Below are 15,126 nucleotides of genomic sequence, written 5' to 3' on the forward strand. Positions count from 1 at the left end.
GATATTTATGAGCTATATTAGAATAAAAAGCATTAGTGTTGAAAACTATAGATCATTTGGAACAAGACAGACAATACATTTTCCTGATCAGAATCATAAGAAACCTGTAGCTATCGTTGGGTATAACAATTCAGGGAAAACAAATTTTCTCAACGCAATTCTATATGGGATAAAAGAGAAAAATGTTAATAAGGATACATTCACAATTAACGATTTTCACAACCGTGATTACAATAATCGTCCTTTTATTGAAACTGAAATTGAAAGCAGCATAGAAGTTAAAGGAGACGGAAACCAAGCAGAGCTTAAAGGATTTCATTCATTAAGAATAAGCGTAGTGGATAATGAAATTGAGCACGCTGGAGTCCGATCTTTTCGTGACAAGGAACAATTAACAAAAAATCCTGATGCTTCGGGAGCAGCAAAGTATTTTAGGATTTTCTATGTGAATTTTCATGATGTAAAAAAAGAGTTATCAACAAAGAAGACTACCTGGGGAAATCTTACTTCGTTTTTAGCGAAACATATTAAGAAAATTGTTGAAGCAGATGCGAATATGAAAGGAAAAAGAAAAACTTTTGAAGGAGAAGTGAAGGATTCAACTGATAGGGTTCTAGCAGATTCGAAGTTACACAGTTTTCTTGAGGATATAAGGTCAAATTATTCAACAAACCTAAGAGACAGTAATTTTTTTATAGGTTTTGAATTGCCTGATTATGAAGATATTTTTTTGGATATGATTTTTAAAATCGGTTTAAATGGTGATACCGAAAACCTTATTTCTATAGATCATTTCGGTGATGGATATATTTCTATGTTTGTTATGGCTATCATCAAGCAATTGCTGAGAGCAACAAGAGTGATAAATGTTTATTTTTATTTGAAGAGCCTGAAAGTTTCTTGCATGAAAATCATCAAGAGTACTTTTACAAAACTGTCCTCTGTAACTTGGCAGAAAAAGGGCATCAAGTTATCTATAGTACTCACTCGGACAAAATGATAGATGCTTTTGATACACGAGGACTTATTCGTTTTGAATTTGATGATGAAGCACACGAAACAATTTTGAAATATAACAAACCAGATGAGAATATTTCAGAAGCTGATTTAGAAGGTTTCTCTTTGGATCAAGTAGCAGACTTTAATAATTACATTAAAATGATAGAGCCAAATTTGAATAAAATTGTGTTCAGTCAAAAGGTGGTTTTAGTAGAGGGGCCAAATGATTTACTGACCTACAAAGAAATTATAAAGAAAAAGGTATATCTGTTAACTAAAGATTCTATGTATTCAGAGACATACTTAAACTTTAAAAACATTTCTATAATTCCTCATCATGGTAAGATTACAGCCAGAATCTTGGTTAAGTTATGTAAACATCTTGGAGTGGACTTTTTTTGTATAAATGATTTTGACTTCAAAAACAATTTCATTTCAGAACTTTTATTTGATTCACTTGAAGATTTAAAGAAAAGTGAATTATACACAAAAAGGATATTGGATTTAGAAGAATTTAATTCTAAAGGCAAACCTCTAAGTGACAGTACAAAACGACAAATGGTTACTACAAATTGGGGATTAATTAAAGAAGCTTCTTTGGAAAAAATACATTTCAACATTCCTAAGTTAGAAGCTGTGATAGGTTACGAATCAAATGATAAAAGCAGTTTAGGCATATGGACTAAACTCCAAGAAACATCAGAATTCGGAGAGGGAATTTTTCCAACATCTCTAAAGAAATTCGTTGGAATTGAAACTTTAGAACAAGCATGTTCCAAACAATAATCGAATCAAATACTTCATGTAAATTCAAGTAATGTTCCGTCGTATAACATAATATTCACGCTGCGAGCATTCGCTCTTGGTCCGGCATTCGCCGGACACCCAGCGTGCGCTGGGTCGTGAATACGGGAACGTTATAAGAAATTGACTAAACTGCTATCTTCTCTGTTTGAATAAAAGAAAGAGTCAGAAAAATAAAATATATGTAAAGGAAGACGAGAATGAATAGAGATGAAGCAAAAAAACTATATGTTTTAGCTATAAATGAAATTGAAATTGTGCCTAACGATTTTTTTGTGTTCGATTTACCAGCAATAGAAGAGGATGAGGCAGGAAAACTTATCTATAAAATTTACTTTTCTCCCACTAAGAAGGCTGTTTTCTCGAGTTCATGCAAAAGCAAATTTGATGAAGTCTCAAAGTGGTTATTAAAATCGGAAAAGGTACATAACAAGTATTCGCTTGATGATGTTATCTTAATTGTCATGAAAGAAGCGATAAATCATGTTGGGAATAGTGATGTTATCATTATTGAATCCTTTACAAAGTTGAGAGATAGACTTCAAGAACAAATACCACCACTCTTAACAATTGTACCTGTGAAAGGTATTACGACAAAAAAGATATTCAAGATAGAGAACGTAGTTATAGGGATGTTAAGTGAAGAATTAGAAACATTGATTGATTCAACAAGCAATGATTATGGCTCTCCTTACTTTAAATTTACTGACGATGTAGTCTGGACTGAAGACTATTTACATTGGAAGAATTCTTATGATGAAGAGGACGAGATTGATATTTCTGATCTTCCAATCCTTTTTTCGGTATGGACTCACCAACATGGTTATAAATCAACTGAGAGAATACATGAATATATAGACTTATTTGCATCCACGATTAGCTACCTAAAATTTAAAGAAATAACTTCTGGATATATAGCGCCAGATTTTCTTACAATAAATGATTATTGTGAGATTTATCAAAATAAGAACCATGAGTATGGTTATGACTCAAAACAATTCTTAGTTCATTCGCCGTTGAAGAAAATAAATAAAAGTGAACTTTTTCAAATGCGTGAATCCTTTTTAAATATGGATGATTTGACAAAAGATGATTTAAGCTTTATTGGTAGAATGTTTCGTACTTTAGAGGGTGATGCTAAAAGTTGGGAGATAAGATTCGCACGTTTTCTTCACTGGTTTCATGTCGGTAATAAAGGTATAAATATTTCTAATTCTATGGTTTCATATTCTATTGCTCTTGAAAGTCTTTTAAATCCTGAAAGAGTTCCTGACAGTGTAACAAATACAATCGCAGAAAGAGTGTCATACTTAAATGAGTCCGCTTCTGCTGAGGAAAGAATAAAAATTTTTAAAAATATAAAAAAGGTGTATGACAAGCGTAGTAGAGTTACTCATGGTCAAGAAATCATGTCATATGATATGGATGAAATAATTATAAAAGAAATGGTACAGTTGCTTTTTGATATTAGTCAAAACTTCTTGATTTGCGCCAAAGAACAAGATTGGAAAGAAGATGCGGACATGGATAGATTTTTTGAATTGAAAAAATTTTCATAAGATAATTTATATTTATAAAATCGAACTCTTTGCATACGTAATGATCTTAGCCATGTTCTACATGACAATTTTTCTGCTTTGAAACAGTCCAAACGCTTGTTTTGTGCCAAGAGAATTATGGATCAGATTCTGTAATTTAAAGCAAAGGCAAGTTGTAATATTATACCTTTTAATTATTTTATCGATTGCATGAATTTATTAAGAAAATCAATAGGTAATCAAAATTTTTCATGATGGAATAATAAGAGTTCTAAACAAGATGTAAGAACAAAGACTGATTCGAATGCAATTCAAAGAAGAGGTCAACATCCCATAACATAATATTCACGCTGCGGACATTCGTCCTGGTTCCGGCAGTCGCCGGACACTCAGCATACGCTGAGTCGTGAATACAGGAACGTTATATAATAGAAATGGAAAACAAATATGGATTAAGAAAAGAAAGTACAAGAAAGCAGATAAGAACACTTGTGCGCAGAAATAAATGCAGGTAAAATATAGATACAATTGAATCTTGGGTGGGTATGGTTTCCCTTCGAAAGGAGGTGAAACCATGGAAGTGAAAGATGCGATGACTCTGATGCTGTTATTTGGAACATTTATTCTTGCACTTTTAACGTACATCAATAACAACAAGAGAAAGTAAAAACCCACCCCAAGGTTGACCGCCAAAGGTGGGTTTTTTATTCCCAATGACTTAAGAAGGGATAAACCATCCAAGCCAATTGTACTGACCAAGTGTTCGACGCACTTGGTCTTTATTTAAGAATATGATAACACATCAGAAAAGATGAATCAAAATAAAATGAGTATCCAAATGAAAAAAGAAGAGGTTAACGAGAAATCTCGAAGAAGCATTCCCATCATATAACATAATATTCAAGCTGCGGCTCCTAACGGAGCCTTGGTCTGCGGGATGGATTTCGAGGAGGCATTTCAGCAGACAACCCTACGGGTTCGTGAATACGAGAACGTTATAGGAAATAAGCGTAAAAATTAAATATCAAAATCAATATTGTTAGTTACTTATTGAATTGTTTTTTTACGTTAAGGTCAAACGGAGGTAGACTATGAATGAGAACGAAATGCTTGTTTATCATATTGTGACTAGGAAAGAAATGAGTCCTGGACAGATTATCAATTTTGACAAAAACCAGAAGAACAACCTGTATCATTTCTTTTTTGAGAAGACATATACAAATAATAACGGTGAAGATATTTTTAAGATTTTACATGATCATTTTTCAAATGAAGGATTGAAGCTGGATAAAGAGAACGCTGCAGCAACGATGAAGTATGCAGGACAAACGATCAGATCTGTTAGAGAAGTAATAGTAGAAATGGTGAGATTACAAGAATATCCGGATTATCCTTCTAGATTGTCTTGCTTATATGCTGCGAGAAGTTATGAGGATGCTTTGAAATGGAAGGAGATATTTGATTCTTTTAATCGGAAAGTTTTGCAGATTGTTAAGCTACGAGTAACAGGGAGTTATTTTGAAGGTGATGGGAACCTATTACCAAAGGTAGACGGAGCATCATTTTCAAAAAAAATCGAACAGGCTAGAGAATATTGGAAGGGAAATGTAAAAAACGAACTTCCTGAGCTTCTGATTAATGGAAAAATTGAAGTTGTTGAAATAATTGATGATTTCACATTAGTATAATCTGAGTATTTCAAAGGAGACGCTGACATCCTATAACATCATATTCACGCATCGGAGCCTGGCGGCTCCTCGGTCCGCGAGATAATGATCGGCAGAGAAGTGGATTCAGCGGACACATCCGCACCGACTAACTGCGCAAGCGCAGCCGGACCCTGGAGGGTCCTTAAGTCGGTGGGACGTCGTGAATACGGTAACGTTATCGGAAATTGTAACAAAGGATATTAAACACTCAAAACTAATACGGACAACAAGAAAAATGCATGCATTTAGTTAATTGAAATATATACTAGTAAGTTTAAGTGGAGGAGAAAATATTGAGTGAGATTTTAAGCAAGACTGAAATGTATATTGAGAGAGCAAGATTTCAAGAATTAGTTCATAAAAATATTGGAGAAATGAGTCTTCGTAAAAATATCTTTAAAGGCGTAGCAAATTTTATCTATTCAACGCTAATTATTGGCTTTTTCTTTTCCTGGGCAAGTGCATCAGACACAAGTAATATTTTTGTGTTTTTAAATAATGTTTTTGAAAGTAAACTAATAGTTATATAGACCGCAATTAAGATCATAACCTGACAAGCAGGCGATCAATCGTTTCCAACGGTTGCTGATTGATTCGCTTCATAAATTGACTGACATGAAGTTTAATCTTATAGAATTTTTCAAAAAAGACGTTGTTCACTACATCGGCTTTGAGCCACAACCACAGCCCTTCAACTGGATTGAGGTTTGGACTGTAAGGCGGCAGAAAAACCAATTGCAGACGCGAGTGTTCCTCCAAAAAAGGCTGTAACTCTATGGCATGATGAATCCGGCTGTTATCCAGAATTAAAGCGATTTTTCCATTCGGATATGCAGTGAGAAGATCCTGGAGAAATCGAATAAAGGCTTCTGTGTCGGCCTTTTCTTCTTCCCGGTGATGCACCTGACCGGTTTCATAGTTAATGGCTCCAAACAATTTGGCTCCTTCGTGTTTACCGTACGTAGGCACTTTGCGTTGTCGGCCGCGCGGGAACCAATTGTACTGCAACGCTTGATAAGAGCGAATCATCGACTCGTCTTCAAAGAGCAAGTGATTGATCTTTTCGGCTTCCACTTGCCTCTTGAGCTCAGCAAAAGTGTGCTTTTTAAAAAAGGCTTGGGCGTCTTCATCGGCTTTAGCTAGCGTATAGGTGGCTTTGGTAAAACTGAAGTTCATCCGCTTCAGCATCGCACTAATCCCACGCACGCTCATGGTGACACCGAACTCCTGCTTGATCCACTCCGCCACTAGCGGAAGTGTCCAGGTATACCGAGCTTCAAAACCTACATCGGCTGGTTGATGCTGCTCCAGCATCGCGGCTAACTGACGACGCTGCTCCTCCGTGAGTTTTGTCGGTTGTCCAGGAGAGTGATCCATTTTAAGACCGGACAGGCCCTGTTTCTGGTAGGTGTGCCAATAGAGGCTGATGGTTTGACGTGCACGTCCGAGTATATCACCGATCTCTTTCAGTGTATGGCCTTCCAGACGAAGTCGGACCGCCAGATACCTTTCGTAGAGTCGTTTGTCTGATACCTCTTTCATCGCTGTATTCAAATACTCGATTTCTTCATTGTTCATCTTCATCGCCGCCTTGTGGTGAGTTACCCTTTATTACTCGATTTGGCGGTTGAAGTGAATTTGGTAGCTTATTAATTGCGTTCTATATAGTTACTTTTTTTATATTATAATCCATATATTACTTATGATTCCGGTGATAGCGATTTTCTTAGATGCTCGTCATACACAACGTGCTGTAATTATTAATTATTTGGCATATAGAAGTATATATAGAAAATTTTATAAAGACTTTATTATAGGTAAGCTTACAAATAAGAAATATTCAGAATTAAGGTTTGATGAAAAGAAAGAACTATTTCTTTCTAATCAAGGAAGAAAGATAGAGTTTGAATATTATGGGTTTGAGAATTATATAACTGAAAGATTAAGCGAGCCAAGATTCAAAATTTCAGGTTTTTTTCCCTCAAGCTACGCAAATTTTATACTACTAAATGAATGTATTGATGGGACTTTAATAATGGCGCGTTATGGAGATTTAGGAGAATACGGAGAATTAATTGATGGAAACTATCATTTAATGTAGAGAAAATATATGGCTAATATAAAAGCATAAGTTGTATTAAGTATTTCGATGAAGTCACAACTCCCGATAACATTATATTCACGCATCGGGCATACGCCACGGTCCGGCAGAAGGACTTCAGGAAGCAGAAGCAGCCCGGACACACTTGGCGTTCGCCAAGCGTCGTGAATACAGAAACGTTAACTGAAATTGCTTTATAAACAATCAAAAATTAAATATTCGGAGGTACACATTGCTAGAAAGACTTATTGAAATATTCGAGAAGGCAAATAGAGATTTTTTAAAAAGTGATCTTGACTTATTTATATCTAAAGTTTCTGAGAGGACGCTTTGTGGTGCACTAATGTTACATATAAATAACATAATTTGCAGAATACAAGGTAGACGTGGAATATAATCGGAATAAAAATGGGAAAATCAAAACAATTGTAAAAACTATTTATGGACCTAAGGATGTTGGAGTTAAGATAAATTGCGATCTTATTGTTCATAGCCGGGGGAATAACATTAATCAAGATAATTTAATAGCGATTGAGATGAAAAAATCCGATAGAACAAAAGAAGAGAAAGAAAGTGACAGAATCAGACTAATTGCTTTGACCAAAGACAGTTATGATGATGTTTGGTCCTTTGATGGAAAGACATTTCCGGAACATGTATGTAGATATGCATTGGGCGTTTATTATGAAGTAAATTATAAGAAAAGAAGGATTAACATTGAATATTATAAAGAAGGGCATATATTTGATGAGAAGGAAGTCAAATTTTAAGGTAGTATTTTTAATATATATGTAACTCAATGATGTATACAACTTCAGTTAACATAATATTCAAGCTGCGGCTCCTTTGGAACCTGGGTCTGCGAGGTGAATTTCGAGGAGGAATTTCAGCAGACAACCCCTTTGGGGTTCATGAATACAGAAACGTTATACGACAGAATCAAAATGAAAAAGAGCTAGAAGGCTCTCAATCTAAAGATATATGTAATTCGTTATGCAGGTGAAAAGCGTCCTTAAAACCTTGCAAATAAATTTCACGTTCTAAAATAGCTTGAACAGAAAGCTCAGCATCATCGTAAAGGAATAGGGTCTTCTGTATATTCTCCGGTACTCCTTCATGTAACTGCTTAAAGTAGAGATTCCGTTCGGATGAGAACTGGTTGTAGCTGGAGTTGTTTTTGATAAGCTCGCAATATAAAGATTCAATTCGAGTATGAATCAGTGAATCAAGTAAGAGTTCTAAAGAATTATGCATTTTGAACACCATCCAATGTATTTGATTTTATGAATAAAAGTTCAACTTATTAAACATAATTTTATCATATCAAATAATTAAGTCAATACATGTTGAAGATGTTTTTGATAAAGAAAATATACTTTCATATAATTAAAGAAAAATTCACTTGATGTGTGAAAGGAATATCAGATGATTAGTTATAAACCTTTTCAAAAATTATTGATCGACAGGGAGATTAAGAAGCAGGATTTATTGAAAATGACAGGTATTTCGTCTGCTACAATGGCGAAACTCAATACGAACGAATATGTATCATTAGAAGTGATTGATAAATTATGTGCTGCTTTAGGTTGTCAGCCAGGAGATTTATTAGAACATATAACAGAACAATGACAGATTAGAATCAAGAATGAATTTTGGTTAATCGAAGAAGTGATTCCGTCATATAACATAGTATTCAAGCTGCGGCTCCTATGGAGCCTGGGTCTGGGAGATGGATTTCGGGGAGGTATTTCAGCAGACAACCCCTTTGGGGTTCATGAATACGAAAACGTTATATGAAATCCTAAAAAATGAGAGGAACAGAAATGACAACACAATTTAATTTTAATAAATTGAATAACATTTATGCAGAGGCTATCGCATCGGATGATAAAACATTAATCTTTGAAACCAAAGTTGGAAAAGGAAGATTCTTATTTATGATGTTTTTATCAGATGAAGACAAAGATTCAAAAGACAAATTATTTATATATCTGAGAAACACCAACCTTATAAAGCCTGTAAAGGTATATGGTAACCATAGTAAAGGTCAGTTTGAAGTATATATAAAAGATGAATTGAAAGAAGCTCTGATAAAGGAATTACAGCTAAATTCAAGTTCAGGTTCTTTTGATTTTAAGAACTTTCTTGAACAGCTTAATAGTAGCATTCCTCAAAGCATAAATCGTGACAACAAAATTACTGAATTAAGAAAAATAGAAGCATAATAAGCGAGTTAAAAGTAGTAGATGAAGCTGATAAAACAGTGTTAAAGCACGAAGTGAAACTTCCTGAAAACAAAAAGCCTCAAGATAAAACTTTAAGAAAATTATATGTTTATACTGATGGAGCTGTTGAAGATATAGCCGAGTTAATTCAACTGCTCAAGAAATTTAATATGACTGTGGCATGGACAACAAAAGACAAAAAAATAACACTTCAAGTGTAAAAGCATTGTTGGGTAAGCTAAACAACTAAACGGACTTCATATAACATAATATTCACGCTGCGGGCATACGCCCTGGGTCCGGCATTCGCCGGCCACCCAGCATACGCTGGGTCGTGAATACAGGAACGTTATGTGAAATCAGCTAGGAATAAAAAGATTATATTTAGGAGCAAGTACTATGAAGCGAATTTACAAGCATATCGAAGAATACACAGATCAGGAAATAAAAGATATTTTAACTCGTCAAGAAGTAGAAGAACTTATATATTTACCACTTTCAGTTGGAATGTATCATCACAATTGGAAGTTTGCTCAAGATATATGTCTTAAATCAGCGCAACATGATAATCCAAATGTAAGAGCGAATTCTGTATTGGGATTAGCACATATAGCAAGAACTAAAAACAGTTAGATAAAAGACTAGTAAAACCAATCATTTTGAAAGAATTAAAAATAATATAGAACATAAAGGAATAATATTAGATGCTATAAGTGATATAAATTTATTTATGAAGTGGAAACTAGCAAGGAAGCATAATTATTAGTTGACTCGAAGAAGAGCTGACCTCACATAACATCGCATCTACGCTGCGGGCGTTGCCCTTGGTTCGCTAGAAGTGGAAAGCAGAGAATCCGGGATCAGCTCACAACCCTGCGAGGCTAAGTCCGTTGGACCCGGCGCTTTGCGCCTTAAGCCTCTCGGATTCGTAGATACAAGAACGTTATCGGAAATCAGTGCGAATCATCGTAATATCAATACAAACAAAGGAGGATTTATATGCACTCTGAAAAGAACCCGTACAGCCTGACAATAGAATGTAAAGACATTATCCTTCGCGAATATCAATTAGAAGATTTAAATGAATTACATGAACTTACATGGCAACCGGAGATTTATGAGTTCTTACCAGGTTGGAATGTTGAAAAAGAAGTCAGACTAGACTGGTTGAAGAATTATGAAATACCAGAAAACAATCAATTTCTTAAACGTGTAGAAGAAGGACTGAAAGTTGGTGATCTTAGACTGAGGCTAGGGATCGTACTTAAAGAAACGGGAAAATTTATTGGCTGGTGTTGTTCAGGAATAAAAGACGATCTTCCAGCATCAAACAGAGAAATCATGTATGGTATTTCAAAAGACCATAGAAGTAAAGGATATACGACTCAAGCAGTTCAGGGAATAATTCAGTATTTATTTGATAACACGGAGATCAAAGAATTAAATGCAATTGCATTACTAGAGAATGGTGCATCGAATAGAGTTATTCAAAAAAGTAATTTTAAGTTTGTCGGAGAGATAGAAATAGATGATGAAATATATAACCATTATAAAATTCATAAGATAGATTTTTGAAAGATGGTGAGCTAATTCGGGAAGGCACTGACATCCTATAACATAATATTCAAGCTGCGGCTCCGTTGGAGCCTAGGTCTGTGAGAAGGATTTCGGAGAGGCATTTCAGCAGACAACCCCTTCGGGGTTCATGAATACAGAAACGTTATAGGAAATCAACGCATATCTTTAATGTACTAGACTCAACAGATATAGACATCTGAAGAATAATATATGACGTGATTTTAACATAAGGGGAATGTGTATGAAAATTACTATGGATATGAGTGAGTTAGCTTACGAGATAGCTAAAAAAGTATATTCAGGGCGTATTACAAGAACTGAAGGAAAGAAAGAAATTAACAAGATGACAGGAATGAATGAAGGATCGGCACAAGCATTTATCACCATATTTTTGGCAATGATGAATGGAGAAGTGTATAAAAGAGCCTTTAATAATGAAACCAATAGATTCATATTTGAAAGTATTAGAAGGGATTTTGGGAAGGAATATTTTATAAAAGCTTTAGATGCGGCCCAAAAACATGTGAATTATTATTCAACATTAGATAAAGGGAATCTTACAGGACTCCAAAGCATTATAAACGAAATGAAATAGTAGAGAATACTTAGTAAATTCAATGAAGTCGTTGACATCCTATAACATCATATTCCTGCTGCGTCGCTGGCGCTCCTTGGTCTTCAGAAGCTAAAGCGAAGAAGTGGAGGCTGGGGACAACTCTTTGGGGCTCATGAATACAGAAATGTTATTGGAAACTCGGGCAATATATTAATAAACAATCCTATTGAAAATTCTAAATGTTTGTTGTAAATGAAAAACAAAAAAAGAAAAGGATGAATAACATGACTACTAAAGGTTTTACAAATTGTCTTCAAATGTTCCCCAGCTCTGATATGAAAAAGACAGCGAAATTTTATGAACAAATTGGATTCAGGGCAGAAAAATGTCTAGATTCAGTAGAACCACATATTTGCCTTTATAAGGATCGAATCGAGATTGTACTGACAAAATCAAATAAAGAGGCTATAGTACCTAATCGAGAAGTTCATGGATATGGGTATGATGCGTATTTTATTACAGAGAATCAAGAGGAAATGGAAAGAAGTTTGAGTGAGTTAGGGGTAAAGATTGTACGGCCATTATCAACAACGGATTATAATAACAAAGAATTTGTATTCGAAGACATTGATAAAAGATGGATTGCAGTTGGCAAGAAACAATAAGCGAAATAAGTGGGTGCAATTCGAAGATGGCCTGAACATCCAATAACACCATTTTCACGCTTCGGGCTGTCGTCCTCGGTCTGGCCGAGGAATTTCGAGGGCGAGAACAGCCAGACACATCCGACATTCGTCGGACATTGTGAATACAGAAACGTTAGGCGAAAGCCTACTTGTGAAGAATTAGAACAAGAAGAAATGGTTCATTGACAAAATTGAGTATAGAAGAGAGTGCCTTAAATTGAGATCCTCTTCTATATAAGTTCTCTTTCAGAAAGCTGGTTGCCTGAACCTCAGGGCAATCGGCTTTATTTGTGAAAAGGGGCAAAGCGCTGGGGAAAGTTATTGCTCTAGCGAATCAGAAATATGGCGTTGGAAAAACGATAACTGCCTTCAACCGGGAACAGGTCCGGCTGCCGCAGGTAAGAAGGTATTTGCTGGTGGATGGGATGCTTAAGGTAATCTTACAGATTCATTGGGCTACCATGAGTCGAATAGTTGTCGTTATCTCTGGCGACATTACTTGTAAAAAGTATGATAGAAGATCGCAGGAAGGCATTTTTCAGCATGATGAGGACGTTGCACTGATGCCAAGAAATATGGAACTGTCGGCAGTTGAAGTGCCACTTGTCAACATATTGAGCAGGAGATAAATTTTTGCATTTATTTGTATATGGCGCTTGCTTCCATTCCTCTTTAATCGTTTGCTGGCAAGCCACTCAATCTATTGGAAAGTCATTTCAAAAGGAGGGGGCGCTGCTGCTTGAAGGTAGGGAGTGAATACTTATAATACCTTTGTATTATCTTTATGGCTTTTACAATTACTCCGACAGCCTCAGATGAAGTACCGGGACAATCACCATAGTCCTGACGTTTGCGAATTGATATGTAATGGTGTTTGAAGCCTTGTTTGAAGGCAAGGACGTTGAAAGGATGCCTGAATATGCAGAGTGGGAGGATCGGCATATTCTAAGCAAGGGGATACAGAATGAGAGGTTATACTTACAAGGATTACAGGATGGCATTCAGCTCACGGTTTCCTTGCTGAGTCAGTCTATGGGGGCAGAAGGCGAAAACGAAAGGCCGAATGCCTATAAAGCGTAGCGATCTTAAACTAAACCAAAGCAAGCCGAAACGACAAAAACACACGCTTCGGCTTGTTTTATATTTGTTTCTTATTTTTATCCCTTACTTCCCAGACACCGACTTGAACCAATTATTCACTTCTTGCGTAATCTGGTCACCGCCATTGGATTTCCAATTGGCTACAAATGGGTCAAAGGCATCGATCGGTAGCTTGCCGTAGATGATTTTGTTGAAGGTTTCCATTTCGGACTGGCGAAGCAGGTTCCATTTGGATACCATCGTTGGTGTCGCAGCACCGGTGAAGTAGTTTTGCTTGCGAATGTCTAATTGCGACATGACTACCTTGGCTGCGGCCCAGTTTTCGGGTTTGCGGAACTCGGCCATTTGTTTCTCATAAGGGGTTTCTGGCGTCTTCCCATCAGCCAGTTTAACGAGTGTCTTCATGTACAGATCCGGGATACGTGCCGGGCCAGTCAGGAAAGGGAACTCGTTGGAGAAGTCTTTAATCTTCTCTTTATCACTGGTCGGTTGTCCGTCCACGATGTCCCAATCGTAGCCTTTGGCGAAGCCGTATTCATATTCACTGCCAGCGGCCGGGTTAGCCAGGTTATCGAGCAGATAGTTATAGTACAGGAAAATGGCTTCAGGATGCTTCGCGTCCTTGTTAATCATAATACTGGCGTTGACGCCGGAGTTCTGCCATTTCGTACCGATGAGTCCATCTGGACCTGCTGGAATCGGATAAGCTTTAATTTTCGCTCCAGGTACATTCTTCAACAGATCGGGGGCTGGCCAGTCTGGAATCCAGTTGGCTCCGGGCAGAATGCCTGCGGCGCCTTTCGTCCAGCTCTCCGCAGATTTACCTTCATCCCACAGGGCGGAGTCGGTATGAATATAGCCTTTTTCCATCCATTCACTAAGCTTCGCGAGTGCCTGCTTTGCACCTGGATTAATGGAGCCGTACTCCAGATTGCCATCGGCGTCTTTGTTCCACTGCTCCTGGATCGTGCCGTATGCTCCGAATAACCAATCGAGTGAGCCCATCCAGGTGTTTGTATTATTTTTCAAGGAAATTGCGAGTGGGAAAACTTCATTAGGTGCTAAGCCATCCGGGTTCTCGTTCTTGAATTTATCCATGATATTTTCAAGATCCGCGATGGTTTTGGGAGCTTCCAGATTCAGCTTTTCCATCCAATCTTCCCTGAGCCACAGCAGCGTGTCGTTATTATCTGTGTATTCCAGGATCGGCATATTGTATTTCTTGCCGTCCTTGGTGAAAGGGTACCATAGCTCCGGATGCGCTGCCGCGTGGTCTTTCAGAATTTTATTTGCATACTTGTCGAACAACTCATCAATGGCAATGAATTGACCGGAATCAATAAGTTGATTGGTCAATACCGCATTGGTGGGTACCGAAACGAAATCAGGCAGCTTCTCGCCAGAGGCAATGGCCAACTGAAGCTTTTGTTTGTATTGATCATCATTGGCCGGATACCAGGTATCTTTATGCTTCATGCCCAGCGTTTCCAGCATCCACCGATCGTGAACGTTATTTTCTTTGGTGTCCCCTTGAACGTATTTCTTCGGCATCAACACCGAACTGAACTCAATGGGTGGATCGTATTTCCCTTTTGCAAAAGCAGCTTCTGCTTCGGATGAACCGACCGCCGCCGGCGTATTATCGTTCGTGGCATTCCCATTGGATGTTTCGCCACTGCCACAGGCTGTAATTGTGATAAGTGCAATGACCATGAGCAGCGACCACCATGTTTTGAATTTGATCATTCTTCAATCCCCCTACGGTGTATGATCTTTACAAATGTAACTGTATCAAGTCGGCGGGGATGGCATCTATATGAGTTTTTTAG

The 15,126-nt window shown here is 37.0% G+C and carries 20 protein-coding genes; 17 read left to right on the forward strand and 3 right to left on the reverse strand.

What is annotated here, in order from left to right; all coding sequences use genetic code 11:
- The first annotated feature begins 7 nt into the window (after nt 1-7).
- The 6 genes from ASL14_RS28850 (at nt 8) to ASL14_RS21090 (ending at nt 5,580) form a co-directional block, all read left to right on the forward strand.
- A complete protein-coding gene (locus ASL14_RS28850; RefSeq protein WP_134913327.1) occupies nt 8-1,000 on the forward strand; it encodes an AAA family ATPase in 993 nt (330 codons plus the stop codon).
- Nucleotides 901-1,785 (forward strand): TOPRIM nucleotidyl transferase/hydrolase domain-containing protein, encoded by an 885-nt coding sequence (locus tag ASL14_RS21075; protein WP_237171588.1) that lies wholly within the window; start codon nt 901-903, stop codon nt 1,783-1,785. The genes ASL14_RS28850 and ASL14_RS21075 overlap by 100 nt, the downstream gene beginning before the upstream one ends.
- Before the next feature lie 218 nt (nt 1,786-2,003).
- Nucleotides 2,004-3,362 carry a HEPN domain-containing protein gene (locus ASL14_RS21080; protein WP_134913329.1) on the forward strand — a complete coding sequence of 453 codons (1,359 nt, stop codon included), beginning with the start codon at nt 2,004-2,006 and terminating at the stop codon, nt 3,360-3,362.
- Nucleotides 3,363-3,915: 553 nt separating this feature from the next.
- On the forward strand, nt 3,916-4,008 hold the full coding sequence (comI, locus tag ASL14_RS27495) for a competence inhibitor ComI (protein ID WP_007431380.1): 93 nt from the start codon (nt 3,916-3,918) through the stop codon (nt 4,006-4,008).
- A 424-nt stretch (nt 4,009-4,432) separates the two neighbouring features.
- Nucleotides 4,433-5,029, forward strand: a complete 597-nt coding sequence (locus ASL14_RS21085; protein WP_134913330.1) for a DUF2441 domain-containing protein — start codon at nt 4,433-4,435, stop codon at nt 5,027-5,029.
- A gap of 314 nt (nt 5,030-5,343) precedes the next feature.
- The gene (locus ASL14_RS21090) at nt 5,344-5,580 is read left to right on the forward strand and encodes a hypothetical protein (protein WP_134913331.1); all 237 of its coding nucleotides are present in this window, start codon (nt 5,344-5,346) and stop codon (nt 5,578-5,580) included.
- 13 nt (nt 5,581-5,593) lie between these two features.
- On the opposite strand, the gene ASL14_RS21095 is transcribed toward ASL14_RS21090, so the two are convergent.
- Nucleotides 5,594-6,634 carry an IS630 family transposase gene (locus tag ASL14_RS21095; RefSeq protein ID WP_134913332.1) on the reverse strand — a complete coding sequence of 347 codons (1,041 nt, stop codon included), beginning with the start codon at nt 6,632-6,634 and terminating at the stop codon, nt 5,594-5,596.
- A gap of 118 nt (nt 6,635-6,752) precedes the next feature.
- Between ASL14_RS21095 and ASL14_RS21100 the strand changes: the two genes are divergently transcribed.
- Together ASL14_RS21100 and ASL14_RS21105 are read left to right on the forward strand one after the other, a co-directional pair.
- Nucleotides 6,753-7,151 (forward strand): hypothetical protein, encoded by a 399-nt coding sequence (locus ASL14_RS21100; RefSeq protein ID WP_134913333.1) that lies wholly within the window; start codon nt 6,753-6,755, stop codon nt 7,149-7,151.
- Between the two features lie 386 nt (nt 7,152-7,537).
- The gene (locus tag ASL14_RS21105; protein ID WP_223264078.1) at nt 7,538-7,921 is read left to right on the forward strand and encodes a hypothetical protein; all 384 of its coding nucleotides are present in this window, start codon (nt 7,538-7,540) and stop codon (nt 7,919-7,921) included.
- A gap of 196 nt (nt 7,922-8,117) precedes the next feature.
- On the opposite strand, the gene ASL14_RS28365 is transcribed toward ASL14_RS21105, so the two are convergent.
- Nucleotides 8,118-8,405 (reverse strand): hypothetical protein, encoded by a 288-nt coding sequence (locus ASL14_RS28365; RefSeq protein WP_134913334.1) that lies wholly within the window; start codon nt 8,403-8,405, stop codon nt 8,118-8,120.
- A gap of 171 nt (nt 8,406-8,576) precedes the next feature.
- Between ASL14_RS28365 and ASL14_RS21115 the strand changes: the two genes are divergently transcribed.
- The 9 genes from ASL14_RS21115 to ASL14_RS21150 all read left to right on the forward strand — a co-directional run bounded on the left by ASL14_RS21115 (nt 8,577) and on the right by ASL14_RS21150 (nt 13,276).
- Nucleotides 8,577-8,780 (forward strand): helix-turn-helix domain-containing protein, encoded by a 204-nt coding sequence (locus ASL14_RS21115; RefSeq protein ID WP_045244330.1) that lies wholly within the window; start codon nt 8,577-8,579, stop codon nt 8,778-8,780.
- A gap of 194 nt (nt 8,781-8,974) precedes the next feature.
- Nucleotides 8,975-9,376, forward strand: coding sequence for a hypothetical protein (locus tag ASL14_RS21120; protein WP_189338194.1), 402 nt, complete (start codon nt 8,975-8,977; stop codon nt 9,374-9,376).
- Between the two features lie 38 nt (nt 9,377-9,414).
- Nucleotides 9,415-9,597 (forward strand): hypothetical protein, encoded by a 183-nt coding sequence (locus ASL14_RS27500; protein ID WP_189338195.1) that lies wholly within the window; start codon nt 9,415-9,417, stop codon nt 9,595-9,597.
- Between the two features lie 178 nt (nt 9,598-9,775).
- Entirely contained in the window at nt 9,776-10,009 is a 234-nt protein-coding gene (locus ASL14_RS28370; protein WP_223264079.1) for a hypothetical protein, read from the forward strand.
- A 366-nt stretch (nt 10,010-10,375) separates the two neighbouring features.
- A complete protein-coding gene (locus ASL14_RS21130; RefSeq protein ID WP_134913335.1) occupies nt 10,376-10,951 on the forward strand; it encodes a GNAT family N-acetyltransferase in 576 nt (191 codons plus the stop codon).
- Between the two features lie 244 nt (nt 10,952-11,195).
- A complete protein-coding gene (locus tag ASL14_RS21135) occupies nt 11,196-11,549 on the forward strand; it encodes a hypothetical protein (protein WP_134913336.1) in 354 nt (117 codons plus the stop codon).
- Between the two features lie 245 nt (nt 11,550-11,794).
- Nucleotides 11,795-12,175, forward strand: a complete 381-nt coding sequence (locus ASL14_RS21140; protein WP_134913337.1) for a VOC family protein — start codon at nt 11,795-11,797, stop codon at nt 12,173-12,175.
- 311 nt (nt 12,176-12,486) lie between these two features.
- Nucleotides 12,487-12,825 carry a P-loop NTPase family protein gene (locus tag ASL14_RS21145; RefSeq protein WP_134913338.1) on the forward strand — a complete coding sequence of 113 codons (339 nt, stop codon included), beginning with the start codon at nt 12,487-12,489 and terminating at the stop codon, nt 12,823-12,825.
- Between the two features lie 280 nt (nt 12,826-13,105).
- A complete protein-coding gene (locus ASL14_RS21150) occupies nt 13,106-13,276 on the forward strand; it encodes a hypothetical protein (protein WP_223264080.1) in 171 nt (56 codons plus the stop codon).
- Nucleotides 13,277-13,360: 84 nt separating this feature from the next.
- Here ASL14_RS21150 and ASL14_RS21155 read toward each other — a convergent pair whose 3' ends face one another.
- Nucleotides 13,361-15,043 (reverse strand): type 2 periplasmic-binding domain-containing protein, encoded by a 1,683-nt coding sequence (locus tag ASL14_RS21155; protein WP_134913340.1) that lies wholly within the window; start codon nt 15,041-15,043, stop codon nt 13,361-13,363.
- Nucleotides 15,044-15,126 lie beyond the last annotated feature (83 nt).

This window comes from Paenibacillus sp. IHB B 3084, from assembly GCF_001447315.1.
GTDB lineage: Bacteria > Bacillota > Bacilli > Paenibacillales > Paenibacillaceae > Paenibacillus.

Excerpts from the sequence above, each read along its gene's own strand:
- comI (WP_007431380.1), top strand. The coding sequence starts at position 3,916 with ATGGAAGTGAAAGATGCGATGACTCTGATGCTGTTATTTGGAACATTT.
- ASL14_RS28850 (WP_134913327.1), top strand. The coding sequence starts at position 8 with ATGAGCTATATTAGAATAAAAAGCATTAGTGTTGAAAACTATAGATCA.
- ASL14_RS21115 (WP_045244330.1), top strand. The coding sequence starts at position 8,577 with ATGATTAGTTATAAACCTTTTCAAAAATTATTGATCGACAGGGAGATT.
- ASL14_RS21130 (WP_134913335.1), top strand. The coding sequence starts at position 10,376 with ATGCACTCTGAAAAGAACCCGTACAGCCTGACAATAGAATGTAAAGAC.
- ASL14_RS21140 (WP_134913337.1), top strand. The coding sequence starts at position 11,795 with ATGACTACTAAAGGTTTTACAAATTGTCTTCAAATGTTCCCCAGCTCT.
- ASL14_RS21150 (WP_223264080.1), top strand. The coding sequence starts at position 13,106 with ATGCCTGAATATGCAGAGTGGGAGGATCGGCATATTCTAAGCAAGGGG.
- ASL14_RS28365 (WP_134913334.1), bottom strand. The coding sequence starts at position 8,405 with ATGCATAATTCTTTAGAACTCTTACTTGATTCACTGATTCATACTCGA.
- ASL14_RS28370 (WP_223264079.1), top strand. The coding sequence starts at position 9,776 with ATGAAGCGAATTTACAAGCATATCGAAGAATACACAGATCAGGAAATA.
- ASL14_RS21080 (WP_134913329.1), top strand. The coding sequence starts at position 2,004 with ATGAATAGAGATGAAGCAAAAAAACTATATGTTTTAGCTATAAATGAA.
- ASL14_RS21155 (WP_134913340.1), bottom strand. The coding sequence starts at position 15,043 with ATGATCAAATTCAAAACATGGTGGTCGCTGCTCATGGTCATTGCACTT.
- ASL14_RS21135 (WP_134913336.1), top strand. The coding sequence starts at position 11,196 with ATGAAAATTACTATGGATATGAGTGAGTTAGCTTACGAGATAGCTAAA.
- ASL14_RS21120 (WP_189338194.1), top strand. The coding sequence starts at position 8,975 with ATGACAACACAATTTAATTTTAATAAATTGAATAACATTTATGCAGAG.
- ASL14_RS21085 (WP_134913330.1), top strand. The coding sequence starts at position 4,433 with ATGAATGAGAACGAAATGCTTGTTTATCATATTGTGACTAGGAAAGAA.
- ASL14_RS21100 (WP_134913333.1), top strand. The coding sequence starts at position 6,753 with ATGATTCCGGTGATAGCGATTTTCTTAGATGCTCGTCATACACAACGT.
- ASL14_RS21095 (WP_134913332.1), bottom strand. The coding sequence starts at position 6,634 with ATGAAGATGAACAATGAAGAAATCGAGTATTTGAATACAGCGATGAAA.